Source organism: Allobosea sp. NPDC003192 (genome assembly GCF_050275675.1).
Lineage (GTDB): Bacteria > Pseudomonadota > Alphaproteobacteria > Rhizobiales > Beijerinckiaceae > Allobosea.
This window is the reverse complement of the sequence record NZ_JBNNPK010000001.1, coordinates 151,634-176,171: the sequence shown is the minus strand read 5'-3', so window position 1 is coordinate 176,171 and position 24,538 is coordinate 151,634. Positions and strand designations below refer to the sequence as shown.

Sequence of the window (24,538 nt, the reverse complement as noted above, 5' to 3'; positions counted from 1 at the left end):
GCGTTTGAAGGCTCCGTCATAGAATGGGGCCTGCCATGTCGGACGATCTCGCCATCATCGATTTTCCGCTGCGGGCCAAGGACAAGCTCCGCTATGGCGACACCGATCGCCAGGGCCACGTCAACAATGCGGTGTTCTCGACCTTCCTGGAAACCGGGCGCGTCGAGCTGATCTATGGCCAAACCGTTCAGCTGGCCGAGCCGGGGACGGCCTTCGTCCTCGCCCGGCTGGAGCTGGATTTCCGGGCCGAGCTGCTCTGGCCCGGCGAGGTCGAGATCGGCACGCGCATCGCTTCGATCGGCCGCAGCTCGGTCCGACTCGAACAGGCGATCTTCCAGGGCGAACGCTGCGTCGCCAGCGGGATTTCGGTGATCGTCCAGATGGACGAGGCGACGCGCAAGGCGCGGCCGTTCTCCGATGCAGTGCGGGAGCGGCTGACGCAGCTGGCTGCACCGGTGACCTGATCTAGCCGCCCTCCTCTGGCCAGCCGACCAGCTCGGTCGGCGTCCAGCGCGCCTTCCTGCGTTCCAGTCTGCCTTCCAGCGCCTCACCGCTGAAATCCCGCGCCTCAGCCGGCCTGGTGAAACGGGCGCGTTCGTCGAGCGCGTCGATATTGATCGTGGTCCAGGCCTTGCCCTCCTCGACCATCAGCATGGCGAGATAGACGCCGCAGCGGCGGCAGAGCACGACCTGCGAGGCCGAGAGCCCGAAACGGTAGCGCTGGAGTTCGGCCGACTCATGCACCATGAGGCGTGCCAGTGCCTTGGGATCGGAGACCGTCCGGGCATTGTGCTTGCGGCAGAAGGAGCACTGGCAGGCGCCGACCACCTCCTCCTCGGGCGGCCGCGGCAGCGTCAATTCGAGCCCGATCGCGCCGCAATGACAGGCGCCATTCAAGCGATGCGTCATGCCGGTTTCTCCTCTTCGCGCTTGTCACATCACCGCAACTATGGATGTGCGATGGTCCGATCAAAACAAGTGATTTGATGTCGGGTCGAATCGGGGGAACGGAATCGCTCCCGCCGCGTTCGAAGCCAAAATGCGGGAGGACATCATGAACAGCCTTGTTGCGGCGTCGGCGCTGTTCCTGGCCGGCGGCCTGTCCGGCGTGACCATGGGGGCAGTGCCCCTCCAAGGCGTCGTCAACGAGATATTCTGGGCGAGCCTCGCGGTATCGGGCTTCCTCGCTATAGTTGGCCTGGAAGCGGCGAGCTGACGCCCTTCCCGCAATCCCTTCCATGTCTGTCGACACTCGCCGAGGCTGTCTATGGCTTCGAGTAGCGGACGCTGATCGCAGTTCGAATGTCGGCGCCTTGGGCTGCTTTGCATCTTTATGCATCGTTTATGCCCCCGCCTGCCCTTCCGGCTCGACCCCTTAGCAGGTGCGGCACCACATCTCCGGCCTAACCTAGGCTGGAGATCCATCATGGCCGATATCGTCTTTCTCGCGCTCGGAGCCGGGGCCTTCGCGCTCTTCGGCTGGTACGCAGCGCTGCTGCGCAAGGTCTGACGCCATGGGCCTGACCTTGCTCTATGCCGCCGCGGCCCTCGGGCTCGCGATCTACATGGTCGCCGCGCTGCTGCGCCCCGACCGCTTCTGACACAACGACAAAAAGGAGACCTCGCATGGATTGGCGGGGCTGGGCTGAGATCGTCTTCACGATCGCGCTGACGGTAGCCATGGGCTGGCCGCTCGGCATCTATATGGCGCGCGTCTGGGCGCGCGAGACAACGCCGCTCGATCTGGTGCTGAAACCGGTCGAGGCCGGCTTTTACGCCGCGCTCGGCATCGACCGGAACAAGGGGCAGAACTGGCTCGGCTATGCCGGCGCCTTCCTCGCCTTCAGCGCCGCGGGATTGGTGCTGCTCTACGGCCTGCTGCGTTTGCAGAATGTGCTGCCGTTGAACCCGCAGGGCTTCGACGGCGTCTCGCCGCATCTCGCCTTCAATACGGCGGTCAGCTTCGTCACCAACACGAACTGGCAGTCCTATGGCGGCGAGACGACGCTGAGCAGCCTCAGCCAGATGGCGGGCCTGACCGTGCAGAACTTCGTCTCGGCCGGCGCCGGCCTTGCCGTCGCGGCCGCGGTGGCGCGCGCTTTCGCTGCCGATCGCGGCGAGACGCTCGGCAACTTCTGGGTCGACCTGACCCGCTCCGTCCTCTACGTGCTGCTGCCGGTGTCGATCGTCACCGCGCTCGCGCTCGTCGCGGCCGGCGTGCCGCAGAGCCTGCTCGCCAACGTCACCGCCAAGACGCTGGAAGGCGCTGATCAGATCATCGCCCTCTTCCCGGTCGCCAGCCAGGAGGCGATCAAGCAATGGGGCACCAATGGCGGCGGCTTGTTCAACGTTAACTCGGCTCATCCGCTCGAGAACCCGACGCCGCTGACCAATCTGATCGAAGTCGTCTCGCTGAACGCCCTCGCCTTCGGCACGGTCATCGCCTTCGGCCGCGTCGCGGGAGCCCGCAAGGAGGCGCGCGCCCTGCTCGCCGCGATGGTGATCCTGGTCGGCCTCGGCGCCGCCGCGATCTATTCCTCCGAGACGTTGACGCCGCAGCCCGCGATGGTCGCCGCCGGCATCACCGATGCGCCTGCCAATATGGAGGGCAAGGAAGTACGCTTCGGTGCCGCTGCCTCCTCCGTCTGGGCCGCGCAGACCACAGGCGCCTCGAACGGCTCGGTCAATTCCATGCACGGCTCGTTCATGCCGCTTGGCGGTGGCGTCGCCATGTTCCTGATCCAGCTCGGAGAAATCCTGCCCGGCGGCGTCGGCTCAGGCCTCTACGGCATGGTGGTGATGGCGCTGCTCGCGGTCTTCGTCGCTGGTCTTATGGTCGGGCGCACGCCGGAATATCTCGGCAAGAAGGTCGAGAGCCGCGAGATCAAGTTCGCCATGCTGGCGGTGCTGATCCTGCCGCTCGCCATCCTCGGCTTCTCTGCCGTCGCCGCGGTGCTGCCGGTCGCGCTGGAGGGCTTGCTGAACAAGGGGCCGCGTGGCCTGTCCGAGATCCTCTATGCCTATTCCTCGGCGGCGGGTAACAACGGCTCGGCTTTCGCCGGCCTGACAGCCAATGCGCCCTGGTGGAACACCACGCTCGGCATCGCCATGCTGCTCGGCCGCTTTGCCTATGCGATCCCGGTCCTCGCGATTGCAGGCGCCATCGCTGCCAAACCGAAGCTCGCGCCGACCGCCGGCACCCTGCCAAGCGATAGCCTGCTTTTCGTCGGCCTGCTCATCGGCATCGTCCTGATCCTGGGCGGCCTGCAATTCTTCCCCGCGCTCGCGCTCGGGCCGATCGTCGAGCACTTCCAGGTGCTTGCGGCTGTTCGCTGAGCCGACAAAGGAACTCTTTCGATGAGTGTCTCACTCGCCAAGTCCAGCGCCTTCAACCAGGCCGTCGTCCTGACGGCCCTGAAGAGCGCTTTCAACAAGCTCGACCCGCGCGAGCTAGCCGGCAACCCGGTCATCCTCGCCACGGAGGTCGTCGCCGCGCTCGCCACCGTCTCGGCGATCGTCGCCATCGCCAACGGTCAGGCCGCCGCCTTCCCGATCCAGATCGCGATCTGGCTCTGGCTCACCGTGGTCTTCGCCAATTTCGCCGAGGCGATCGCCGAGGGGCGCGGCAAGGCGGCAGCGGATTCGCTGCGCGCCACCCGCGTCACCACCAAGGCCAAGCTGATCATCGATGCCGAGCGCAATGCGATGATCCCGACGCCGGCTCACGAGCTCGCGCCGGGCGATGTCGTCCTGGTCGAGGCCGGCGACGTCATCCCGGCCGATGGCGAGATCATCGAGGGCGTCGCCTCGGTCAACGAAGCTGCGATCACCGGTGAATCCGCCCCGGTGATCCGCGAGAGCGGTGGCGACCGCTCGGCCGTCACCGGCGGCACCACCGTCGTCTCCGACTGGATCAAGGTCCGCGTGACCTCGCGTCCGGGCTCGTCCTTCCTCGATCGCATGATCGCGATGGTCGAGGGTGCTGACCGGCGCAAGACTCCGAATGAGCTGGCGCTCGCCGTGCTGCTCGCCGGCCTCACCCTGGTCTTCCTGATCGCGGTCGTCACCCTGACCGGGCTCGGCGCCTTCTCCGGCGTCTCGCTCGACCCGATGGTGCTGGGTGCGCTCTTCGTCACGCTGATCCCGACGACGATCGGCGGCCTGCTCAGCGCCGTCGGCATCGCCGGCATGGACCGGCTGCTGAAGGTCAATGTGCTCGCGACCTCGGGCCGGGCGGTCGAGGCCGCCGGCGACGTCGATACGCTGCTGCTCGACAAGACCGGCACCATCACCTTCGGCAACCGCATGGCAGTCGAGGTGATCCCGGTTCCGGGCGTGCGTCCGGATGCGGCGCTGCGGGCCGCGCTGATGGCCTCGCTCGCCGACGAGACGCCGGAAGGCCGCTCGATCGTCGAGCTCGCCCGCAATCAGGGTGTCACCGCCGAGATTCCGGCGGGGGCGACCACGATCCCGTTCAGCGCCACCACCCGCCAGTCGGGCCTCGACCATGACGGCAAATCCTGGCGCAAGGGCGCCGTCGACGCCGTCATCAAGACGCTCGATCTTAGCGAAAGTCAGGTGCCGGCGGAATTGCGCCAGGCGGTCGACGGCATCGCCCGCTCGGGCGGCACGCCGCTCGCCGTCAGCGAGAACGGCGCTCTGGTCGGCGTCATTCACCTGAAGGATGTCGTGAAGCCTGGCGTGAAGGAGCGCTTCGCCGATCTGCGCCGCATGGGCGTACGGACGGTGATGATCACCGGCGACAACCCCGTCACCGCGGCGGCGATCGCCTCGGAAGCCGGCGTCGACGATTTCCTCGCCGAGGCGACCCCCGAGGACAAGCTGCGGATCATCCGCACCGAGCAGGCCAAGGGCCGCCTCGTTGCCATGTGCGGCGATGGCGCCAACGACGCCCCTGCCCTCGCCCAGGCCGATGTCGGCGTCGCCATGCAGACCGGCGCGCAGGCCGCGCGCGAGGCCGGCAACATGGTCGATCTCGACAGCGACCCGACAAAAGTCCTGGAGATCGTCGAGGTCGGCAAGCAGTTGCTGATCACCCGCGGCGCGCTCACCACCTTCTCGATCGCCAACGACGTCGCGAAGTATTTCGCCATCATTCCGGCGCTCTTCGTCGTCTCGCTGCCGGCGCTCGGCGCGCTCAACATCATGGGCCTTGCGAGCCCGCAGAGCGCGATCCTCTCGGCGGTGATCTTCAACGCGCTGGTGATCGTCGCGCTGATCCCGCTCGCCTTGCGCGGCGTGCGCTACCGGGCGATCGGCGCGGCCAAGCTGCTCTCGCGCAACCTCACCCTCTACGGCATCGGCGGGATCATCGCGCCCTTCATCGGCATCAAGCTGATCGATCTCGCCCTCGCCGCCCTCAAGCTCGTCTGACGGCCTGACAGGAGAGCCGTATCATGATCGCCAATCTTCGCCCCGCCATCGTCTCGATGGTCCTCTTCACCGCCCTGCTCGGCCTCGCCTATCCGCTGGGAGTCACCGGGCTGGCGCAGGCGCTGTTCCCGGCCCAGGCCGGTGGCTCGCTGATCCGCAACGCCACCGGCGAGGTCGTCGGTTCGCGCTGGATCGGACAGAACTTCAAGGACGAAGCCTATCTGCGCCCTCGCCCTTCGGCGGCCGGCAAGGACGGCTATGACGCATCTGGCTCGTCGGGCTCCAATCTCGGCCCGCTGAACGAGGACCTCGCCGCCCGCATCAAGACCGATGCCGAGGCCTTGCGCGCCGAGAGCAACGCGCCGATCCCGGTCGACGCCGTCACCACCTCGGGTTCAGGCCTCGACCCGCACGTCTCGCCGGCCAATGCGGCGCGGCAGGCTCCGCGGATCGCCGCCGCCCGCAAGGTCCCGGCGGCCGAGGTCCAGGCGGTGATCGCCGCCAATACCGAGGGCTCGACCTTCGGCCTGCTCGGCGAGCCGCGCGTCAACGTGCTAGCCGTGAATTTGGCACTCGACGCGCGCTGGCCGCGCGCCCAACGTTAGGTTCGATGGCAACAGACGAATCCCAGTTCCGCGAGGCAGGGCGGCCCGACCCCGACGCCCTGCTGGCTTCAGCCGGCCGCGGCAAGCGCGGCCGGCTGAAGATCTTTCTCGGCATGGCGCCAGGCGTCGGCAAGACCTACGAGATGCTGACGCAAGGCCGGCGCGCCCAGGCAGAGCATGGCGAGGTGCTGGTCGGCGTCGTCGAGACGCATGGTCGGCGCGAGACGGAAGAACTGCTCGACGGGCTCGAGGTGATGGCGCGCCGACCGCTCGAGCATCGCGGCCGGCTGATGATGGAGTTCGATCTCGACGCGGCCCTCGCCCTGAAGCCACGGCTGTTGCTGGTCGACGAATACGCCCATTCCAACGCACCCGGCAGCCGCCACCCCAAGCGCTGGCAGGACGTCGAGGAGCTGCTGCAGGCTGGCATCGACGTCTGGACCACGCTGAACGTCCAGCATCTGGAAAGCCTGGTCGACGTGGTCTGGAAGATCACCGGCGTGCGCCAGCGCGAGACGGTGCCCGACAGCGCGCTCAGCCGCGCCGACGAGATCGAGCTGATCGACATCACGCCGACCGAGCTGCGTCAGCGCATGGAGGAAGGCAAGGTCTATGTCCCCGAGACGGCGCGGCTGGCCGCCGGCAACTTCTTCAAGCCGGAGAACCTGACGGCGCTGCGCGAACTGGCGCTGCGGCGCGCGGCGCAAACGGTCGACGACCAGCTCAGCCAGGCGATGAAGCGCGCCGGCGTCGAGGGGCCCTGGGCGGCGGGGGAGCGCATCCTGGTGCTGATCGGGCCCGATGCCATGGCCGGCTCGCTGGTCCGGGCCGGGCGACGCCTCTCCGACATGATGATGGATGCGCCCTGGATCGTCGCCCATGTCGAGCGGCCGAGCGGGGCGCAGCCGGATGCCGGCCGTGGCGCCCATCTGGCGGAAGCGCTGAAGCTCGCAGAACAGCTCGGCGGCGCCAGCGTCGTGCTGAATGGCGACGACCTCGTCGGCGCGGTGCTCGACTATGCCCGCCGCAACAACGTCACCCAGATCGTCGTGGGCAAGTCGCATCGGAAGGGCTGGCGTGCCTGGTTCCGCCCTTCCCTCGCTCCTGAACTGCTGAAGGCGCAGAACGGCGCGGCGCTGCACATCATCACCGAGGTGACGACAGGGCCTGCACGCCCTGCAATCCAAGGCACGTCACGGGGCCGATTGAACTGGCTCGCCCATCTCGGCGCGGTCGCCATGGTCGGGGTCGTGATCGGCCTCGCCGAGCTGATCGACAAGCGGGTCGAGAACGTCAACCTCGCCATGCTGTTCCTGGTCAGCGTGCTCGGCGCTGGCCTCGCCTTCGGGCTCTGGCCGGCGGTGACCGCGGCGGCGCTCGCCGCCTTCGCCTACAACTTCTTCTTTCTGGAGCCGCGCCTCTCCTTCTGGATCGGCCATCCCGGCGATGTCCTGACCTTCATGGTCTTCTTCGCCGTGGCGCTGACGACGGGCGGCCTGACCGGGCGTATTCGCGACCAGGCCAGGGCGACGGCACGGCGCGCCTCGGCGATTACTGCCCTCCTCGCTGCCAGCCGTCGTCTCTCCGCCGCGGCGCGGCGCGAGGACGTCGCCTCGATCCTGGCCGAGCAGGTCTCGGCCGCGACCTCCGGCAAGGTCGTGGTGCTGCTGCCGGTCGATGGTGAGATCGCTCCCGCCGCCGGCGCGCCCGAACTCGAAGTGCTCTCGACCGCCGACATGACGGCGGCGCGCTGGACCTGGAACCGCGGCGAGCCGGCCGGCGCCGGCACCGGCACCTTGCCGAATGTCCCCTGGACCTTCCGGCCATTGCAGGGCGTTCGCGCCCGTTCCGGCGTGGTCGGATTCGAGCCGAAGGCGCTGGCGACCGCCGAGAACGCGCGCTTTGCCATGGCGCTGCTCGACCAGGGAGCCATCGCGATCGAGCGGGCCGAACTCGCCGCCGCAGCGGTCGATGCCGAGGCGCTGCGTCGCAGCGACCGCCTGCGCTCGGCTCTGCTCAACTCGGTCAGCCATGATCTGCGGACCCCGCTCGCCACCGTGCTCGGCTCGGTGACGACGCTGATCGACTATGGCGAGGGCATGAAGCCCGCCGTGCGTGACGACCTCCTGCTCTCGATCCGCGAGGAGGCCGAGCGGCTGAACCGCTATGTCGGCGACCTGCTCGACATGACCAGGCTCGAAGGCGGGGCGCTGGTGGCGCGGCGCGACTGGATCGATGTCCGCGACGTGATCGCGTCGGCGCTTTCGCGCATCTCACGCCGACTCGGCCAGCGCCGGGTCCATCGTGACTTTCCGGCGGAACTCTCCTTGGTCCGGGCCGATGCCGGCCTGCTGGAGCAGGTCCTGGTCAACATCCTCGAAAATGCCATCGCCTATAGCGAGGACGGCGCGCTGATCGAGGCCGCCGCCTATGAGGACCGCGGCAATGTCGTGATCTCGATCGAGGACGAAGGCCGCGGCATCCCGACCGCTGAGCTGGAGCGCGTCTTCGAGAAGTTCCGGCGGTTGGAGGAATCGATCGACCGAGGCGGCGAGCGCGGCAAGGGCGCCGGCCTCGGCCTCGCCATCGCCAAGGGCTTCGTCGAAGCCATGGGCGGGCGCATCGCCGCCGCCAGCCCGATCCATGACCGCCCGGACGGCAGCAAGGGCGGCACCCGCATCCTGATCAGCCTGCGCAAGGACGCTGCGGGCGGAGAGAGCAAGAGTTCCGAGCCATGACCGCCTTTCGCCCGCGCATCCTCGTCATCGACGACGAGCCGCAGATCCATCGCTTTCTCGGCCCGGCGCTCGACGCTGCCGGCTACGAGCCGATCCGCGCCGACGACGCCACTACCGGCCTGCGCGAGATCGCCCGAAAGCCGCCGGACGCCGTCGTGCTCGATCTCGGCTTGCCCGACATGGACGGCAAGGAGGCGCTGGCCAAGGCGCGGGCCTTCTATGACGGGCCGGTGATCATCCTCTCCGCCCGCGACCGCGAGACCGAGAAGATCGACGCGCTCGATGCCGGCGCCGACGATTATGTCGAAAAGCCCTTCGGCGTCGGCGAATTGCTGGCGCGCCTCCGCGTCGCGCTGCGCCATCGGCTGGAGCGCCAGGGCTCGGAACCGGCCCTGCAGGTCGGCGATGTCGAGATCGACCTCGTCAATCGCCGGATCAGCAAGGGCGGCGCGGCGGTGAAGCTCTCCCCCAAGGAATACGACCTCTTCGCCTGCCTGGCGCAGGGCAATGGCAGGGTGCTGACCCACAAGCAGATACTCACCGCCGTCTGGGGGCCGGCGCATGAGCACGATGTGCAATACCTGCGCGTCTTCGTCGGCCAGCTCCGGCAGAAGCTGGAGGATGATCCGGCCGAGCCGAAGCTGATCGAGACCGAGCCGGGCGTGGGCTATCGGCTGGGCGGGCTCGTCTGAGGCTCAGCCATTCCGCTGTCGTCTTGCCGCTGCAGGATCAGGCCCCTACCGTTCAGGCTGCGATTTCAGGCGAGGAGACGATGCGGGTTCTGATCCTGGTCATGCTGCTTGGTCTTTCCGCGACGGGCGAAGCCGCCGCCGACTGGAAGCCGAGCATCTTCAACGGCGAGAGCAAGCGCGCGATCCAAGGCTGCTCCCCGACGATGACCGATGACGCCTGGTCCTGCGCCTTCATCCGCTGCGAGGCGGACAAGCAGCTCGGCCTCTATCTCGACATTCCCGGCATTCTTTCGGAAGGGCCGATCATCCTCGCCATCGATGGCCGCGATTTTTCGCTCCGGCTTCAGGAGACACCGGGACCGTTTGGAGATGCCTATCGGGTCCTGGGCGCGGACGGCGAGATGTTCGCGGCCTTTCCAACCGGTCGCTCGCTGCGCATCCGCCAGGAAGGGATCAAGAAGGGCTACGACGTGATCCCGCTCAAGGGAATCGGCCCCGCCTTACGCAAGCTCAACCAGTCCTGCGGCCCGCGCTAACGCTGCCGCCGGAGAAAATGCTTCCCCCGATTTGGGCGGTCGAATTGCCCCGAAGAGAGATTTCCTCTTTTGGAACGGGAATAAGAAAAATCACACTACCTGACGTGAATTGATGCTTGAGGGTCCGTGCCTTATGTAAAACGTTCGTAATAGCGAACGTAGCGAGCATCATTCATGGCTGCCGCCAAGCGCCCTGCCCTGCCGGTGATCCTGCTGGCCAACGACCTGCTCGACGGCGATGTCGTCTTCGCGGCCGGCGATGCGAACGGCCTGCATTGGTCGCGCGATCCCAGCGCGGCGCTGGTCGGCGACGACGATGCCACCGCCGACCGGCTCGACGCCTTCGCTGCCGCCGAGCTCGGCAATCAGCATGTCGTCGACGCCTATCTGGTCGATGTCGCGATCGAAGACGGCGTGCCGGTGCCGCGCCATTACCGTGAGCGGATGAAGACGACCGGCCCCAGCATCCGGCGCGACCTCGGCAAGCAGGCCGAATTGCCGCTGGCCCAAGCATTTCTGAGAGCCTGACGCATGTATCGTTACGACGAATTCGACGAACGCTTTGTCCGCGAGCGCGTCGCGCAGTTCCGCGACCAGGTTGGCCGCCGGCTCAGCGGCTCGCTGACCGAGGACGAGTTCAAGCCGCTGCGCCTGAAGAACGGCGTCTATCTGCAGCTGCACGCGTATATGCTGCGGATCGCGGTGCCCTATGGCACGCTGTCGTCGAAGCAGATGCGCCAGCTCGCGCTGATCGGCGAGCGCTATGATCGCGGCTACGGCCATTTCACCACGCGCACCAATCTCCAGTTCAACTGGCCGAAGCTGCGCGATATCCCTGATATTCTCGACCTGCTCGCCGATGTCGAGATGCATGCGATCCAGACCTCGGGCAATTGCATCCGCAATGTCACCGCCGATCATTTCGCCGGCGTCGCGCAGGACGAGGTCGAGGATCCGCGCCCGACCGCCGAGCTGATCCGGCAATGGTCGAGCCTGCATCCCGAGTTCGACTACCTGCCGCGCAAGTTCAAGATCGCGGTGACCGGCGCCGAGCACGACCGCGCCGTGATCAAGGCGCACGATATCGGCCTGCGCATCCTGCGCCATCCCGACACCCACGAGATCGGCTACGAGGTCATCGTCGGCGGCGGTCTCGGTCGCACCCCGATGATCGGCAAGGTCGTGCGCGAGTTCCTGCCCAAGGCCGACCTGCTCGCCTATCTCGAGGCGATCATGCGAGTCTACAATCTCGAAGGCCGGCGCGACAACAAGTACAAGGCCCGGGTCAAGATCCTCGTCCACGAGATCGGGACGGAGGAATTCTCCCGCCGCGTCGAGGAGGAGTTCGCCCGGCTCGACGGCCCCTCGGTCAATGCCGACCCGGCCGAGGTCGCGCGCATCGCCGCCTATTTCGCGCCGCCGACCTACGAGACGCTGCCGGCGACGAGCGGCGCCTTCGAGGCAGCCAAGGCCGGCAATCCCGACTTCGCCCGCTGGGTCGAGACCAATCTCACGCCGCATCGCCAGCCGGGCTATGCGGCGCTGACGATCTCCCTGAAGCCGATCGGCGCGCCTCCGGGCGATGCCACCAGCGAGCAGATGCGTGTCGTCGCCGATCTCGCCGACGAATTCTCGCTGTCGGAGATCCGCGTCACCCATGCGCAAAACCTCGTCCTGCCGCATGTTAAGCTGTCCGACCTGTTCGCGGTCTGGCAGCGCCTCGGCGAGGCTGAGCTCGCGACGGCCAATGCCGGGCTGATCACCGACATCATCGCCTGTCCCGGCCTCGATTATTGCGCGCTGGCGACAGCCCGCTCGATCCCGATCGCGCAGGCGCTGGCGCAGCGCTTCGCCGATCCCGTCAGGCAGAAGGAGATCGGTGTGCTCAACATCAAGATCTCCGGCTGCATCAATGCCTGCGGCCACCACCATGTCGGCCATATCGGCATTCTCGGCCTCGAGAAGCGCGGGATCGAATCCTACCAGATCACGCTCGGCGGCGACGCGACCGAGAACGCTGCGATCGGCGAGATTCTCGGCCCCGGCCTCGCCGCCGAGGACGTGCCGGACGCGATCGAGCGCATCGTCTCGGTCTATCTGGCCCAGCGCCTGACGGGCGAGAGCTTCATCGACAATGTCCGCCGCATCGGCCTCGCGCCGTTCAAGGCGGCTTTCCAAGACACCAACCGAGAGGTCAGCCATGCCGTTGCTTGATCGTCACGGCGCCAAGGCCGAGATTTGGACGCGCAGCGAAGGCGCGGCGATCGGCAACCTCTCGCATGCGCTCGTCGACTGGGCGACGCTGCCGGAGGCGCTGGCGCAGAAGACGCGCGACCAGCGCATCGGCGTCGTCATCCCCAACACTGTCCGCATTCCCGAACTGAAGCTCCTGATGCGCCAGCTCTCGCTGATCGCGATCAGCTTCCCGTCCTTCGGCGACGGACGCGGCTTCAGCCTGGCACGGCTGATCCGCAATCACGGCTTCACCGGCACCTTGCGCGCCAGCGGGCCGCTGATCGTCGACCAGTTCGCCTATGCCCTCGCCTGCGGCTTCGACGAGGTCGAGTTGCCGGAGGCCAGCGCGGCGCGCCAGCCGGTCGAGCAATGGGTCCAGGCCCTTGGCCAGATCAGCCATGGCTATCAGCGCGGCTATGGCGACAGCGGCAACATCCTCGACCGGCGCCGCTCGGCCCGGCTGAAACATGCTGCGGCGGGCTGAGACGATGCACGGTTCGGCCCAGACCAGCCTGCGGCGGCCGGCCGATCGCCATAGCGACGATGAATGGGAGGAGGCCATGCTGAACGACGCCCTGAGCCATTCCGCGCCCGGCCCGCGCGAGCGCTGGTTCGATCTTTGCTTCCGGCTTATCATCCTGGTGCTTGCCGGCCTGTGGTTGTTCATGCCACCTGCGGGCGATAGCCGGGCGCAACCCGATGTGAAGGCCGCAGCGACGCAAAGATGAGCGCAAGACGCCCGGAGACAACCGCCCCGCGCCGCATCGACCGGCTCGCGACCCTGCCACTCTTCCACAAGCTGGAGGGACGCAAGGTCGTGCTCGCGGGTGCGAGCGAGGGTGCGCTCTGGAAGGCGGAATTGCTGGCCGCGGCGGGCTCAAACCTGCTGATCCTCGCCGGCGACCAGCCGGAGGTTTTCGCGAGCCTCGCCTCCGATCCGCCAGCCGGCTCCATCACCGTGCTGCCGCGCGCCTGGCAGGCTGATGATCTCGACGGCGCGGCGCTCGCCATTGCCGACATCGATTCGCTCGACGAGGCCAAAGCTTTCGCTGCCGCGGCCCGGCAGAACGGCGTGCCGGTCAACATCATCGACAAGCCCGAATTCTGCGATTTCGCCTTTGGCTCGCTGGTCAACCGCTCGCCGCTCGTCGTCGCGATCTCGACCGATGGCGCCGCGCCTGTCTTCGGCCAGGCGATCCGCGCCAAGATCGAGGCGCTGCTGCCCGCCGGTCTCAAGTCTTGGGCGCAGGCGGCGCATGACTGGCGCCCGATGGTCAAGGCACGCGAGCTCGCCTTCCCGCTGCGCCGCGATTTCTGGGAGCGCTTCACCAGCCGTGCGCTAGCCGAGCCGCAGCGCCGCCCCGACGAGAACGATCGGAGCGATCTCTCTGCGGTGCTGGACGAGATCGAGCGTGGCGGCACGCCGAACGGCCGGGTCACGCTGGTCGGCGCCGGCCCTGGCGATCCGGAGCTGCTGACGCTGAAGGCGATCCGGGCGCTGCAGAGCGCCGACATCATTCTTTACGACGATCTTGTTTCGGCCGGCGTGCTCGAACTCGCCCGGCGCGAGGCCAGGCGCATGCTGGTCGGCAAGCAGGGCTATGGTCCGGCCGTGAAGCAGGACGACATCAACGCGATGCTGGTCTCGCTCGCCGGCCAAGGCAAGCATGTGGTTCGGCTGAAGGGCGGCGATCCCGGCATCTTCGGCCGCGCCGGCGAAGAGATCGAGGCCTGCCAGCGCGCCGGAATCCCCGTCACGATCGTGCCCGGTATCTCGGCGGCGCAGGGCGCGGCCGCGTCGCTCGGCCTGTCGCTGACCCATCGCGACCATGCCCGCCGCCTGCAATTCGTCACCGGCCATGCCCGCGACGGCAAGCTGCCGCAGGACCTCGACTGGAAGGCGCTCGCCGACCCGGCCGCGACCACGGCGCTCTATATGGCCCGCGCCACGCTGCCGCTGTTCCGCGAGAAGGCGCTCGCCGCCGGGCTCGATCCTGAAACGCCGGCGATCGCCGTGCTCGGTGCCACCACCCCGGCGGAAACGCGGATCGCCAGCACGATCGCGCAGCTGCCCGAACGTCTCGGCGAGCTGCCGAGCAAGGGACCGGTCCTCGTCCTGATCGGCCATGCCATGGGCGCTGCGCTGCCGGCTGCAGCGAGCGGAAATTTGGCGCACGGCTGAAACGAACCAAACCGCCGGAGATGCGTTTTCTCTCTGGCGCGAAAAGTTTGGAAGGGCTCTACTGCCCCCGCTAGTTGAGCGATGACCGCCAATTCAGTACGTTCTGTTTGTTTTTAAGAACAGTTTTGAGCCGTTCCGACGGTTTTCCGAACTGTCCGACACGGAGCACTGAGATGACGCGACAGAGACTTCACCGCCTGCTGCAAGCCGGCCTGACGCTCGGAGCCTTCGCCCTGTGCTTCGGCGTGATCAGCGGCGCCCGCGCCCAGACCGAGCTGCTCAACGTCTCCTATGATCCGACGCGCGAGCTCTACCGCGAGATCAATGCGGCCTTCATCGCCGACTGGAACGGCAAGAACGCCAAGAAGATCACCACGATCCGGCAGTCGCATGGCGGTTCGGGCGCGCAGGCCCGCACCGTGATCGACGGCCTGAACGCCGATGTGCTGACCCTGGCGCTCGCCGGCGACATCGACGCGGTGGCGCAGCGCTCGAAGAAGCTGCCGCTCGACTGGCAGAAGCGCCTGCCGCAGAACTCCTCGCCCTACACCTCGACCATCGTTTTCCTGGTTCGCAAGGGCAATCCCAAGGCGATCAAGGACTGGGGCGACCTGGTCAAGCCGGGCGTGCAGATCATCACGCCGAACCCGAAGACCTCCGGCGGCGCGCGCTGGAACTATCTCGCCGCCTGGGCCTATGCCGAGAAGGCCTTCAACAAGGACGAGGCCAAGGTCCGCGACTATATCGGCAAGCTGCTGGCCAATGTCCCGGTGCTCGACACCGGCGCGCGCGGCGCGACCACGACCTTCACACAGCGCGGCATCGGCGACGTCTTCCTGTCCTGGGAGAACGAGGCATTCCTGGCGCTGAAGGAGTTCGGCGAGGACAAGTTCGACATCGTCGTGCCCTCGCTCTCGATCCTGGCCGAGCCGCCGGTCGCCATCGTCGACGGCAATGTCGACGCCAAGGGCACCCGCGCCGAGGCGCAAGCCTATCTCGATTTCCTCTACACGCCGAAGGGGCAGGCGATCATCGCCAAGCACTATTACCGGCCGCGCAATCCCGAAGCAGCCGATCCGAAGGACGTTGCCCGCTTCCCGAAGGTCGAGCTCGTCACCATCGATGAGAGCTTTGGCGGCTGGGCCAAGGCGCAGCCCGCTCATTTCGGTGACGGCGGCACCTTCGATCAGCTCTACAAGCCGGCGCGCTGAGCCATGACAGCGACGGTATTCCGCTGGCGCGAGCCCAGCATCCTGCCCGGCTTCGGCCTGGCGCTGGGCATCACCGTGACTGCGCTGTCGCTGATCGTGCTGATCCCGCTCGCGGGGCTGTTCATCAAGGCGGCGAGCGCCGGCCCCGCCGATATCTGGGCGGTGGCGACCTCGCCGCGCACGCTCGCCGCGCTGAAGCTCTCCTTCCTCGGCGCGCTGTTCGCCGCGGCGGTCAACGCGGTCTTCGGATTGATCCTCGCCTGGGTGCTCGTGCGTTATGATTTCCCCGGTCGGCGCCTGATCGACGCGGCGGTCGACCTGCCCTTCGCCCTGCCGACCGCGGTCGCCGGCATCGCACTCGCCGCGATCTACGCACCGAACGGCTGGGTCGGCGGGCTGCTCGCGCCCTACGACATCAAGGTCGCCTATACGCCGCTCGGCGTGATGGTGGCGCTGATCTTCATCGGCCTGCCCTTCGTCGTGCGCACGATCCAGCCGGTGCTGGAGGAGTTGCCGGCCGATATCGAGGAGGCGGCCGCGCTGCTCGGCGCCAGCCGCTGGCGCACCGTCTTCACCGTGCTGCTGCCGCCGGTACTGCCAGCGCTGCTGACCGGCTTCGTGCTTGCCTTCGCGCGGGCCGTCGGCGAATACGGCTCGGTGATCTTCATCGCCGGCAATGTGCCGATGGTCTCCGAGATCGCACCGCTCCTGATCGTGATCCGGCTGGAGCAGTTCGACTATGCCGGCGCGGCCGTGGTCGCGACGATCATGCTGCTGCTCTCGTTCTCGCTGATCCTGCTGGTCAACTTGATCCAGGCGAGCGCGCGCCGGAGGTTCGGCGATGTCTGACGCGAGCCTGCCCTATCAGATCGAGGATCTCGCTCCGGCCCGCGCCGCCCGGCGGGTCAAGGGCGAATCCCGGCTCGTCCAGTTCCTGCTGGTCGGCATCTCGCTCGGCTTCCTCTGCCTGTTCCTGTTCCTGCCGCTGATCTCGGTCTTCGTCGAGGCCGGTGCACGCGGCTGGCAGGCCTATCGCGAGGCGATCCTCGAACCCGATGCCTTGGCGGCGATCCGCCTGACCCTGCTCGTCGCGGCGATCGCGGTGCCGTTCAACGTGATCATCGGCCTCGCCGCCGCCTGGGCGATCGCCAAGTTCGAGTTCCGTGGCAAGAGCCTGCTGATCAGCTTCATCGACCTGCCCTTCTCGGTCTCGCCGGTGATCTCGGGCCTGGTCTTCGTGCTGCTCTTCGGCGCCCAGGGCTATTTCGGCCCGTGGCTCGCGGCGAACGACCTCAAGATCGTCTTCGCAGTGCCGGGCATCCTGCTGGCGACGATCTTCGTCACGTTCCCCTTCGTCGCGCGCGAACTGATCCCGCACATGCAGTCGCTCGGCTCGGCCGACGAGGAGGCGGCGCTGACGCTCGGTGCCTCCGCTTGGACCACCTTCTTCACGGTCACCCTGCCGAACGTGAAGTGGAGCCTGTTCTATGGGGTGCTGCTCTGCAATGCCCGCGCCATGGGCGAGTTCGGTGCGGTCGCCGTCGTTTCCGGCAAGATCCGCGGCCTGACCAACACCATGCCGCTGCATGTCGAGATTCTCTACAACGAGTATATGGGCGCCGCCGCCTTCGCCGTCGCCTCGCTGCTGGCGGGCCTCGCCCTCGTCACGCTCGTCCTGAAAACCGTCCTGGAATGGCGCTTCGCCGACGCGATCGCCGCCAGCCGCCGCCACTGAGATAGCGGGGAACTCCGATGTCGGTCGCCGTCACCATCGAAAGCGTCGAGAAGCGCTTCCAGAACTTCCCCGCCCTGCGCGGGGTCTCGCTCGACATCCAGCCGGGCGAGCTCGTCGCCCTGCTCGGCCCCTCCGGCTCGGGCAAGACGACGCTGCTGCGCGTCATCGCCGGTCTCGAGCAGGCCGAGCGCGGCCGCGTGCTCTTCGGCGAGACCGACACGCGCGAACTCTCGCTGCGCGAGCGCCGGATCGGCTTCGTCTTCCAGCACTATGCGCTGTTCAAGACGATGAGCGTCGCCGAGAACATCGCCTTCGGCCTGAAGTCACGGCCGCGGGCCGAGCGGCCGAACCCGACCGAGATCAGGAAGCGCGTCTCCGAATTGCTGGAGCTCATCCAGTTGCCGGGGCTGGAGAAACGCTATCCGAGCCAGCTCTCCGGCGGCCAGCGCCAACGCATCGCGCTCGCCAGGGCGCTGGCGATCGAGCCGCGCGTTCTGCTGCTCGACGAGCCCTTCGGCGCGCTCGACGCCAAGGTCCGCAAGGATCTGCGGGCCTGGCTGCGCCAGCTGCACCAGCGCACCGGCCACACCACCGTCTTCGTCACGCACGATCAGGAAGAGGCGCTGGAGCTCGCCGATCGGGTCGCGATCCTGCATGACGGCCGGCTCGAACAGGTCGGCTCGCCCGACGATGTCTACGATCACCCGGCAACGCCCTTCGTCTGCCAGTTCCTCGGCGACGCCAACCATCTGCCGGTCAAGGTGGTCGGCAGCCAGGCCTTCTTCCAGGATCGGCCGGTGCTCGGGGGCCTGCGCCAGAACCAAGGCGGCCCGGCCTCGCTCTATGTCCGGCCGCAGCACCTGCGCATCGTCGACGATGCGCCGCTCGCCTTACCGGGCGTGGTCGAGCATCTCAGGCGCAACGGGCCGCTGCGGCGCGCCGAAGTCGCTGTCGACGGCTTGCCGAAACGGCTCGATGTCGATCTCGCCAGCCAGGTCGCTCCGGCGATCGGCGAACGCATCCGGCTGCGCATCACGCATGGCAACCTGTTTGCTGCGGCCTAAGGCCACCCTCGCCTTCCACACGCAGCGCGGGTTATGCCTGTCGCCCGATACGGTCTGACGACAGGAGGCGGCTATGAAGGCGCGGGCGAAATGGGTTGAAGGCATGGCCTTCATGGGCGAGGCCGGTAGCGGCCACTCCGTGATCATGGACGGCGCGCCTGAATATGGCGGCCGCAATATCGGCATCCGGCCGATGGAGATGCTGCTGATCGGGCTCGCCGGCTGCACCGGCTTCGACGTCGTGCAGATCCTGAAGAAGGGCCGCGAGGCGGTGACCGGCTGCGAGGTCGAGGTCGAGGCCGAGCGCGCCACCGAGGACCCCAAGGTCTTCACCAAGATCCACATCGCCTATCGCGTCAGCGGCCGCGGCCTGTCGCAGGCCAAGGCCGAGCGCGCCGTCACATTGTCGAAGGAAAAATACTGCTCCGCTTCGATCATGCTGGGAGCGACCGCCGAGATGAGCACCTCGCTCGTGGTCGTCGACGAACTGCAACAGGAGGCCGCGGAATGACGGATATCCCGACCTCGGGGCTGGTGTCCCCCGAAGTCCTGCATGGTGCGCTGGGCACGCCCGGTCTCGTCATCATCGACATTCGCGCTGCCGCCGAGGGCGGGCGCCAGGCCTTCGAGGCCGGCCATATCCCCGGCGCCGTCCATAGCGACTACGCCGCCGATGGCTGGCGCGCCAAGGTCGGCAATGCACCGGGCATGCTGCCGCCGCTCGACCATCTCGCGGAGCTAGCAGGCCGGCTCGGCGTAACGCCGCCGAGCAAGGTCGTGATCGTGCCGGCCGGGCTCACCGCCAGCGACCTCGCCGCCGCGACCCGCGTCTACTGGACGCTGAAGCTGATCGGCCATGGCCAGCAGGCGATCCTCGATGGCGGCTTCAAGGGCTGGCAGATTTCGCCGGGATATCCGATCGAAACCGGGGCCTCCAAGCCGGCGTCGGCAGCGCCCTACCCGGTCGTGATGCAGCAGAAGCTGCGCAGCACCGCCGACGCCACCCTCGTCGCGTCGCGGAGCAAGCTCGCAACGCTCGTCGACGCCCGTTCGGCCAGCTATTTCGAGGGCAAGGAGAAGGCGGCGGAGGCGACGCGCGCTGGCCATATCCCGGGCGCCGTCTCGCGCGACTATGCGGCGGCCTTCGACCCTGCGACAGGACGCTTCAAGCCGGCCGGCGATCTCGCCGCTTTGTTCGGCCCGGTGCCGCAGGGACCGGCGATCTCCTATTGCAACACCGGCCACACCGCCTCGCTCAACTGGTTCGTGATGTCGGAGTTGCTCGGCCGCGACGAGGTCTCGCTTTACGACGGCTCGATGACCGACTGGACGCAGGTGCCGGAGCGGCCGGTCGCGACGGCCTGAGGCTGAATCCAACCGCGCTCGACGTCACTACGAGCGAAGCGACGCAATCCAGGGAGACGTAGAGCTCTGGCGCTCCTGGATTGCTTCGTCGCTGCGCTCCTCGCAATGACGTAGAGGGCTGGCGATCCAGGCGTTCACCGCCGACCAGCCCAACCTGCATTTGCAAATTCGTCCAAAAAGGATCAAAGGAAGCGCCAACGCGCCGGCCTTGCCGCGCCCTTCCCTTGCTCCGTTTTCAGAGTTCCGCCGCCGATGAACGCCGTCGCGCCGAAAATCTCGTTTGTGTCTCTCGGGTGCCCGAAGGCGCTCGTCGATTCCGAACGCATCATCACCTCGCTGCGCTCCGAGGGCTATGAGCTCAGCAAGAGCCATGCGGGCGCCGACGTCGTCATCGTCAACACCTGCGGCTTCCTCGACAGCGCGAAGCAGGAATCGCTCGAGGCGATCGGCTCGGCCATGGCCGAGAACGGCAAGGTCATCGTCACCGGCTGCATGGGCGCCGAGCCCGAGCAGATCCGCGACGCCTTCCCGAACCTGCTCGCGATCACCGGGCCGCAGGCCTATGAGAGCGTGGTCTCGGCCGTGCACCAGGCGGTGCCGCCCAAGCACGATCCCTTCATCGATCTGGTGCCGGACCAGGGCATCAAGCTGACGCCGCGGCACTACGCCTATCTCAAGATTTCAGAGGGTTGCAACAACCGTTGCAGCTTCTGCATCATCCCCAAGCTGCGCGGCGATCTGGTCTCGCGGCCGATCGGCGACGTGCTCCGCGAGGCCGAGAAACTGGTCAAGGCCGGCGTCAAGGAGCTGCTGGTGATCTCGCAGGACACCAGCGCCTACGGGCTCGACATCAAATACGCCCCGTCGATGTGGAAGGATCGCGAGGTCCGCACCCGCTTCTTCGAGCTGGCGCGCGAGCTCGGCCAGATGGGCGTCTGGGTTCGGATGCACTATGTCTATCCCTACCCGCATGTCGACGAGGTCATCCCGCTGATGGCGGAGGGCAACGTGCTCCCCTATCTCGACATCCCGTTCCAGCACGCCTCGCCTTCCGTGCTGAAGGCGATGCGCCGGCCGGCCCATCACGAGAAGACGCTGGAGCGGATCCGGAAATGGCGCGAGACCTGCCCGGACCTCGCCATCCGCTCGACCTTCATCGTCGGCTTCCCTGGCGAGACCGAGGGCGATGTCGACTTCCTGCTCGACTGGTTGAAGGAAGCGAAGCTGGAGCGCGTCGGCTGCTTCAAATACGAGCCGGTCAAGGGCGCGACCGCCAATGACCTCGGCTTGCCGCTGGTCGACGAGGACGAGAAGGAAGCGCGCTGGCATCGCTTCATGAAGACGCAGGCCGAGGTTTCGGCCCGTATCGTCAAGGGGCGCGTCGGCAAGCGTATCCAGGTGATCATCGACGAGGCCGGTCCGACCGTCGCCAAGGGCCGCTCGAAATGGGATGCGCCGGAGATCGACGGCAATGTCTATGTCTCGAGCCGCCGGCCGCTGCGGCCGGGCGATATCGTCACCGTGAAGATCGAGCGTGCCGACGCCTATGACCTGCACGGCATGGCGGTCTGAGCGGAGCCTGTCTCTCAGGCATGGACCGCGGCCATCGGGCGCGGCATGCGGCGCGGCTCGGCGACACGGCCGATACGCGGCCGCGAGGACTTCTCGAAGACGATCTGCGCATCGCTGACCTGTGTGACGAGCTGGAGCGTCGGCCGGGCGGCGAGCTGTGCGTTGAGCGCCATCGCGACGATGATGAAGGAGAGGGTGAAGCCGACGCGGCGAAGAAGCGGGGACATGACGTAGGGACCAAAGATCTTGTTGTTGGTCCCGCTTTGCCGGCTCCAGGCAGCCTTTCGCTTTCAGGTTTCGAAACTTTCGATTTTTTCGTTCCGTTACGGAAGCGGCCGCCCTTCGGGCGGCCGCATGCAGTGTCGCCGGATCGCTCGTTCTACGGCACGATCACTGTTGAGCCGGTCGTTCCGCGCCCTTCCAGCGCGCGATGAGCATCGGCCGCATCCTTCAAAGCGAAACGCGCATTGATGGCGACGGCGACCTTGCCGGAGCCGACCGCCTCGAACAGGTTCTTCGCCATCGCGACCAGGGTGTCGCGGTTGGCCGTGTGCGTGTTCATCGTCGGGCGGGTGACGTAAAGGGAGCCCTTCGCGGCGAGAATGCCGAGATTGAAGGCCTCGACCGCACCCGAGGCGTTGCCGAAGCTCGCCAGCAGGCCGAACGGCCTTAGCGAGTCGAGCGAACCCATGAAGGTGTCCTTGCCGACGCCGTCATAGACGACATTACAGAGCTTGCCGCCGGTGATCTCCTTGACCCGCGCCGGAACGTCCTCGTCGCGATAGAGGATGACATGGTCGGCCTTGTTCGCCTTGGCGAGTTCGGCCTTCTCCTTGCTGCCGACGGTACCGATCACGGTCGCACCCAGCGCCTTGCCCCATTGGCAGAGGATCGAGCCGGTGCCACCGGCCGCGGCATGGACCAGGATCGTGTCGCCCGGCTTCACCGGATAGGTGCGGTGAAGCAGGTATTCCGCCGTCAGCCCCTTCAGCATCATGCTGGCGCCGGCTTCGTAGGACACGTTGTCGGGCAAGGCGACGACCGCCGACGCAGGAACGATGCGCTCCTCGGCATAGGCGCCATGGGCGGCGACGACGGCGATCCGGTCGCCCGGCTTGAACTCCGTGACGCCGGGGCCGACCGCGAGCACGTCGCCCGCCGATTCGTTGCCGAGCGTGAACGGCAGCGGCGCCGGGTAGAGGCCGGTGCGGAAATAGGTGTCGATGAAGTTGAGGCCGATGGCGCGGTTGCGGATCAGGATCTCGCCCGCTCCCGGCGCCGGCAGGCTGACCTCTTCGAGCTGCAGAACTTCGGGCCCACCGGTCTTGTGTACGCGGATTGCTTTCGCCATGGCGATCTCCTGATGTCGATGGCCGCAACGATAGGGACTTGCCTTCCTCCCGCGCAACGGCTGCACTGCACGGCAGACCCGCGCAAACGCCGAGTCGGTCGGGCATAACTGCATGATCGGTCTCTGACATGAACAGCCAAGGTGCTCATCTCGGCGGCCGTCCCATCCTGCGTGAGGCCTTCACCCCCAAACTGATCTCCGCTTTGCGCGAGGGCTATGGCTTCGCCCGGCTGCGAGCCGATGCGCTTTCGGGACTGACGGTCGCGATCGTCGCACTGCCGCTGTCCATGGCGATCGCCATCGCCAGTGGCGCGACGCCGGCTGCCGGATTGTTCACGGCGATCATCGGCGGCTTCCTGGTCTCGGCGCTGAGCGGCAGCCGCCACCAGATCGGCGGGCCGGCCGGCGCCTTCATCGTCCTCGTCGCCGCGACGATCGACCAGCACGGCTTCGACGGGCTGCTGCTCGCTACCACGCTGGCCGGCGTCATGCTCATCGTGGTCGGGGCGCTGAGGCTCGGCACCTATATCAAGTATATCCCGCATCCGGTGCTGGTCGGCTTTACCACCGGCATCGCGATCATCATCTTCGCCAGCCAGATTCGCGATTTGCTCGGCCTGACGCTGCCCGGCAAGGAGCCGGCTGCACTGATCCCGAAGCTGCAAGCGCTCGGGGCCGCGCTCGGCACGCTCAACCCGGCGGCGCTCGGGCTCTCGGCCCTGACTGTCGCGACGATCCTGGCCATCAGGCGCTGGCGGCCGAGCTGGCCGGGTCTCCTGATCGCTGTCGCGCTCGCCGCCGCCGCGACCTTCCTGTTCAACCTGCCGGTCGAGACCATCGGCGGCCGCTTTGGCGGCATTCCGCGCGTCCTGCCGGCCCCGCATCTGCCGGCCTTCAGCCTCGACAAGCTGGTCGAGGTGCTGCCGGCGGCGCTGTCGATCGCCGTGCTCGGCGGCATCGAGTCGCTGCTCTCGGCGGTGGTCGCCGACGGGATGAGCGGACGCCGGCATCGCTCGAACATGGAGCTGGTGGCGCAGGGCGTCGCCAATATCGGCTCGCCCCTGTTCGGGGGCATCTGCGTCACCGGCACGATCGCCCGCACCGCGACCAATATCCGTGCCGGCGGCGTCACGCCGATCGCCGGCATGCTGCACGCGGCCTTTGTGCTGCTGTTCATGCTGGTCGCGGCGCCGCTCGCCTCCTACATCCCGTTGGCGGCTCTGGCCGGGGTGCTCGCCGTGGTCTCCTGGAACATGGCTGAGAAGGCTGCCTTCGCGGCGATCCTCAGGCATTCGCGCGCCGACTCGCTCGTGTTGCTCGCCACCTTCCTGCTGGTGATCTTCGAGGATCTGATGGTCGGGATCGGCGTCGGCGTCGTGCTGGGGTCGCTGATCTTCATGCACCGCATGGCGAACATCGTCACAGTCGAGGCCGGCATGGACACAAGCCTCGTCGACTATGACGAAGCAGGCCATGACGAGCCGCTGACAAACGGCAACGGCAAGCGCGACGGCGAAGCCTTCCACTACAAGATCACCGGCCCGCTCTTCTTCGGCGCCAGCAGCCATGTCGCGACGGTGCTCGATCGCGTAGGCCCCTTCCCCGAGCGGATCGTGCTCGATCTCTCCGGCGTGCCCTTCGCCGATTCGAGTGCGGCGGTTTCGCTGAAGGCGGTGATCGACAAGGCGCTGCACCATGGCTCCACCGTAGAGATTCGCGGCGCCGGGCGGCAGGTGCGTGCGGTGCTCGGCCATGAGGGCATCGACGAGCGGATTGTCTCGTTCCGGGAGATCGCCCAGAAGCCCGGGAAGGGCGTGGTCTGGGGATAGCTGCGGCAAGGGCGCGCTCGCCAGCAGCG

At 67.3% G+C, this 24,538-nt stretch carries 25 protein-coding genes; 22 read left to right on the top strand and 3 right to left on the bottom strand.

The window, feature by feature from the left end:
- Positions 1 to 35: 35 nt before the first annotated feature.
- Positions 36 to 464, top strand: coding sequence for an acyl-CoA thioesterase (locus ACQKLX_RS00835; RefSeq protein WP_427358620.1), 429 nt, complete (start codon positions 36 to 38; stop codon positions 462 to 464).
- A 1-nt stretch (position 465) separates the two neighbouring features.
- Here the strand turns inward: ACQKLX_RS00835 and ACQKLX_RS00830 are convergent, their stop codons facing one another.
- Positions 466 to 909: a GFA family protein gene (locus tag ACQKLX_RS00830; protein WP_427358619.1), complete on the bottom strand. Its 444-nt coding sequence runs from the start codon at positions 907 to 909 to the stop codon at positions 466 to 468.
- A gap of 145 nt (positions 910 to 1,054) precedes the next feature.
- Here ACQKLX_RS00830 and ACQKLX_RS00825 point away from each other — a divergent pair, with 145 nt between their 5' ends.
- The 20 genes from ACQKLX_RS00825 to rimO all read left to right on the top strand — a co-directional run bounded on the left by ACQKLX_RS00825 (position 1,055) and on the right by rimO (position 21,329).
- A complete protein-coding gene (locus ACQKLX_RS00825; RefSeq protein WP_427358617.1) occupies positions 1,055 to 1,216 on the top strand; it encodes a hypothetical protein in 162 nt (53 codons plus the stop codon).
- A 298-nt stretch (positions 1,217 to 1,514) separates the two neighbouring features.
- Positions 1,515 to 1,601, top strand: coding sequence for a K(+)-transporting ATPase subunit F (gene kdpF / locus ACQKLX_RS00820; RefSeq protein WP_126116082.1), 87 nt, complete (start codon positions 1,515 to 1,517; stop codon positions 1,599 to 1,601).
- A gap of 25 nt (positions 1,602 to 1,626) precedes the next feature.
- Positions 1,627 to 3,336 carry a potassium-transporting ATPase subunit KdpA gene (gene kdpA / locus ACQKLX_RS00815; protein WP_427358615.1) on the top strand — a complete coding sequence of 570 codons (1,710 nt, stop codon included), beginning with the start codon at positions 1,627 to 1,629 and terminating at the stop codon, positions 3,334 to 3,336.
- Between the two features lie 21 nt (positions 3,337 to 3,357).
- Entirely contained in the window at positions 3,358 to 5,394 is a 2,037-nt protein-coding gene (gene kdpB / locus ACQKLX_RS00810) for a potassium-transporting ATPase subunit KdpB (protein WP_427358613.1), read from the top strand.
- A 23-nt stretch (positions 5,395 to 5,417) separates the two neighbouring features.
- Positions 5,418 to 5,999 (top strand): potassium-transporting ATPase subunit KdpC, encoded by a 582-nt coding sequence (gene kdpC, locus ACQKLX_RS00805; protein ID WP_427358611.1) that lies wholly within the window; start codon positions 5,418 to 5,420, stop codon positions 5,997 to 5,999.
- A gap of 5 nt (positions 6,000 to 6,004) precedes the next feature.
- Positions 6,005 to 8,737: a DUF4118 domain-containing protein gene (locus ACQKLX_RS00800; protein ID WP_427358610.1), complete on the top strand. Its 2,733-nt coding sequence runs from the start codon at positions 6,005 to 6,007 to the stop codon at positions 8,735 to 8,737.
- Positions 8,734 to 9,429, top strand: coding sequence for a winged helix-turn-helix domain-containing protein (locus ACQKLX_RS00795; RefSeq protein WP_427358608.1), 696 nt, complete (start codon positions 8,734 to 8,736; stop codon positions 9,427 to 9,429). The genes ACQKLX_RS00800 and ACQKLX_RS00795 overlap by 4 nt, the downstream gene beginning before the upstream one ends.
- Before the next feature lie 80 nt (positions 9,430 to 9,509).
- Positions 9,510 to 9,965, top strand: a complete 456-nt coding sequence (locus ACQKLX_RS00790; protein WP_427358606.1) for a hypothetical protein — start codon at positions 9,510 to 9,512, stop codon at positions 9,963 to 9,965.
- A gap of 174 nt (positions 9,966 to 10,139) precedes the next feature.
- Positions 10,140 to 10,493, top strand: coding sequence for a DUF2849 domain-containing protein (locus ACQKLX_RS00785; RefSeq protein WP_427358604.1), 354 nt, complete (start codon positions 10,140 to 10,142; stop codon positions 10,491 to 10,493).
- A 3-nt stretch (positions 10,494 to 10,496) separates the two neighbouring features.
- Positions 10,497 to 12,179, top strand: a complete 1,683-nt coding sequence (locus tag ACQKLX_RS00780; RefSeq protein WP_427358602.1) for a nitrite/sulfite reductase — start codon at positions 10,497 to 10,499, stop codon at positions 12,177 to 12,179.
- Positions 12,166 to 12,684, top strand: coding sequence for a DUF934 domain-containing protein (locus ACQKLX_RS00775; RefSeq protein ID WP_427358600.1), 519 nt, complete (start codon positions 12,166 to 12,168; stop codon positions 12,682 to 12,684). Before ACQKLX_RS00780 ends, ACQKLX_RS00775 begins: the two co-directional genes overlap by 14 nt.
- Positions 12,685 to 12,760: 76 nt before the next feature.
- Positions 12,761 to 12,928 (top strand): hypothetical protein, encoded by a 168-nt coding sequence (locus tag ACQKLX_RS00770; RefSeq protein ID WP_427358599.1) that lies wholly within the window; start codon positions 12,761 to 12,763, stop codon positions 12,926 to 12,928.
- Complete coding sequence (cysG, locus tag ACQKLX_RS00765; RefSeq protein WP_427358597.1) at positions 12,925 to 14,382, top strand: siroheme synthase CysG; 1,458 nt, start codon at positions 12,925 to 12,927, stop codon at positions 14,380 to 14,382. The genes ACQKLX_RS00770 and cysG overlap by 4 nt, the downstream gene beginning before the upstream one ends.
- Before the next feature lie 173 nt (positions 14,383 to 14,555).
- Positions 14,556 to 15,593 (top strand): sulfate ABC transporter substrate-binding protein, encoded by a 1,038-nt coding sequence (locus ACQKLX_RS00760; protein WP_427358596.1) that lies wholly within the window; start codon positions 14,556 to 14,558, stop codon positions 15,591 to 15,593.
- 3 nt (positions 15,594 to 15,596) lie between these two features.
- Positions 15,597 to 16,442, top strand: a complete 846-nt coding sequence (gene cysT, locus ACQKLX_RS00755; protein ID WP_427358594.1) for a sulfate ABC transporter permease subunit CysT — start codon at positions 15,597 to 15,599, stop codon at positions 16,440 to 16,442.
- The gene (cysW, locus tag ACQKLX_RS00750; RefSeq protein ID WP_427358592.1) at positions 16,435 to 17,328 is read left to right on the top strand and encodes a sulfate ABC transporter permease subunit CysW; all 894 of its coding nucleotides are present in this window, start codon (positions 16,435 to 16,437) and stop codon (positions 17,326 to 17,328) included. The genes cysT and cysW overlap by 8 nt, the downstream gene beginning before the upstream one ends.
- Positions 17,329 to 17,345: 17 nt before the next feature.
- Positions 17,346 to 18,392 carry a sulfate/molybdate ABC transporter ATP-binding protein gene (locus ACQKLX_RS00745; protein WP_427358590.1) on the top strand — a complete coding sequence of 349 codons (1,047 nt, stop codon included), beginning with the start codon at positions 17,346 to 17,348 and terminating at the stop codon, positions 18,390 to 18,392.
- 73 nt (positions 18,393 to 18,465) lie between these two features.
- A complete protein-coding gene (locus ACQKLX_RS00740; protein ID WP_427358589.1) occupies positions 18,466 to 18,903 on the top strand; it encodes an OsmC family protein in 438 nt (145 codons plus the stop codon).
- Positions 18,900 to 19,757, top strand: a complete 858-nt coding sequence (locus tag ACQKLX_RS00735) for a sulfurtransferase (RefSeq protein ID WP_427358587.1) — start codon at positions 18,900 to 18,902, stop codon at positions 19,755 to 19,757. Before ACQKLX_RS00740 ends, ACQKLX_RS00735 begins: the two co-directional genes overlap by 4 nt.
- A gap of 252 nt (positions 19,758 to 20,009) precedes the next feature.
- Positions 20,010 to 21,329 carry a 30S ribosomal protein S12 methylthiotransferase RimO gene (gene rimO, locus ACQKLX_RS00730; RefSeq protein ID WP_427358585.1) on the top strand — a complete coding sequence of 440 codons (1,320 nt, stop codon included), beginning with the start codon at positions 20,010 to 20,012 and terminating at the stop codon, positions 21,327 to 21,329.
- Positions 21,330 to 21,343: 14 nt separating this feature from the next.
- On the opposite strand, the gene ACQKLX_RS00725 is transcribed toward rimO, so the two are convergent.
- A complete protein-coding gene (locus tag ACQKLX_RS00725) occupies positions 21,344 to 21,556 on the bottom strand; it encodes a hypothetical protein (protein WP_427358583.1) in 213 nt (70 codons plus the stop codon).
- Between the two features lie 152 nt (positions 21,557 to 21,708).
- A complete protein-coding gene (locus ACQKLX_RS00720) occupies positions 21,709 to 22,680 on the bottom strand; it encodes a quinone oxidoreductase family protein (protein WP_427358581.1) in 972 nt (323 codons plus the stop codon).
- Positions 22,681 to 22,808: 128 nt separating this feature from the next.
- Between ACQKLX_RS00720 and ACQKLX_RS00715 the strand changes: the two genes are divergently transcribed.
- Positions 22,809 to 24,509 (top strand): SulP family inorganic anion transporter, encoded by a 1,701-nt coding sequence (locus ACQKLX_RS00715; protein WP_427358579.1) that lies wholly within the window; start codon positions 22,809 to 22,811, stop codon positions 24,507 to 24,509.
- The last annotated feature ends 29 nt before the right edge of the window (positions 24,510 to 24,538 follow it).

Bases quoted from the DNA above. Each gene is read 5' to 3' on its own strand.
- cysT (WP_427358594.1), top strand. From the start codon at position 15,597: ATGACAGCGACGGTATTCCGCTGGCGCGAGCCCAGCATCCTGCCCGGC.
- ACQKLX_RS00745 (WP_427358590.1), top strand. From the start codon at position 17,346: ATGTCGGTCGCCGTCACCATCGAAAGCGTCGAGAAGCGCTTCCAGAAC.
- ACQKLX_RS00790 (WP_427358606.1), top strand. From the start codon at position 9,510: ATGCGGGTTCTGATCCTGGTCATGCTGCTTGGTCTTTCCGCGACGGGC.
- ACQKLX_RS00715 (WP_427358579.1), top strand. From the start codon at position 22,809: ATGAACAGCCAAGGTGCTCATCTCGGCGGCCGTCCCATCCTGCGTGAG.
- kdpC (WP_427358611.1), top strand. From the start codon at position 5,418: ATGATCGCCAATCTTCGCCCCGCCATCGTCTCGATGGTCCTCTTCACC.
- kdpA (WP_427358615.1), top strand. From the start codon at position 1,627: ATGGATTGGCGGGGCTGGGCTGAGATCGTCTTCACGATCGCGCTGACG.
- ACQKLX_RS00725 (WP_427358583.1), bottom strand. From the start codon at position 21,556: ATGTCCCCGCTTCTTCGCCGCGTCGGCTTCACCCTCTCCTTCATCATC.
- ACQKLX_RS00785 (WP_427358604.1), top strand. From the start codon at position 10,140: ATGGCTGCCGCCAAGCGCCCTGCCCTGCCGGTGATCCTGCTGGCCAAC.
- ACQKLX_RS00780 (WP_427358602.1), top strand. From the start codon at position 10,497: ATGTATCGTTACGACGAATTCGACGAACGCTTTGTCCGCGAGCGCGTC.
- kdpF (WP_126116082.1), top strand. From the start codon at position 1,515: ATGGGCCTGACCTTGCTCTATGCCGCCGCGGCCCTCGGGCTCGCGATC.
- cysG (WP_427358597.1), top strand. From the start codon at position 12,925: ATGAGCGCAAGACGCCCGGAGACAACCGCCCCGCGCCGCATCGACCGG.
- ACQKLX_RS00735 (WP_427358587.1), top strand. From the start codon at position 18,900: ATGACGGATATCCCGACCTCGGGGCTGGTGTCCCCCGAAGTCCTGCAT.
- ACQKLX_RS00740 (WP_427358589.1), top strand. From the start codon at position 18,466: ATGAAGGCGCGGGCGAAATGGGTTGAAGGCATGGCCTTCATGGGCGAG.
- ACQKLX_RS00720 (WP_427358581.1), bottom strand. From the start codon at position 22,680: ATGGCGAAAGCAATCCGCGTACACAAGACCGGTGGGCCCGAAGTTCTG.
- ACQKLX_RS00800 (WP_427358610.1), top strand. From the start codon at position 6,005: ATGGCAACAGACGAATCCCAGTTCCGCGAGGCAGGGCGGCCCGACCCC.
- ACQKLX_RS00830 (WP_427358619.1), bottom strand. From the start codon at position 909: ATGACGCATCGCTTGAATGGCGCCTGTCATTGCGGCGCGATCGGGCTC.
- cysW (WP_427358592.1), top strand. From the start codon at position 16,435: ATGTCTGACGCGAGCCTGCCCTATCAGATCGAGGATCTCGCTCCGGCC.
- ACQKLX_RS00770 (WP_427358599.1), top strand. From the start codon at position 12,761: ATGCTGAACGACGCCCTGAGCCATTCCGCGCCCGGCCCGCGCGAGCGC.
- ACQKLX_RS00760 (WP_427358596.1), top strand. From the start codon at position 14,556: ATGACGCGACAGAGACTTCACCGCCTGCTGCAAGCCGGCCTGACGCTC.
- rimO (WP_427358585.1), top strand. From the start codon at position 20,010: ATGAACGCCGTCGCGCCGAAAATCTCGTTTGTGTCTCTCGGGTGCCCG.
- kdpB (WP_427358613.1), top strand. From the start codon at position 3,358: ATGAGTGTCTCACTCGCCAAGTCCAGCGCCTTCAACCAGGCCGTCGTC.
- ACQKLX_RS00835 (WP_427358620.1), top strand. From the start codon at position 36: ATGTCGGACGATCTCGCCATCATCGATTTTCCGCTGCGGGCCAAGGAC.
- ACQKLX_RS00825 (WP_427358617.1), top strand. From the start codon at position 1,055: ATGAACAGCCTTGTTGCGGCGTCGGCGCTGTTCCTGGCCGGCGGCCTG.
- ACQKLX_RS00795 (WP_427358608.1), top strand. From the start codon at position 8,734: ATGACCGCCTTTCGCCCGCGCATCCTCGTCATCGACGACGAGCCGCAG.
- ACQKLX_RS00775 (WP_427358600.1), top strand. From the start codon at position 12,166: ATGCCGTTGCTTGATCGTCACGGCGCCAAGGCCGAGATTTGGACGCGC.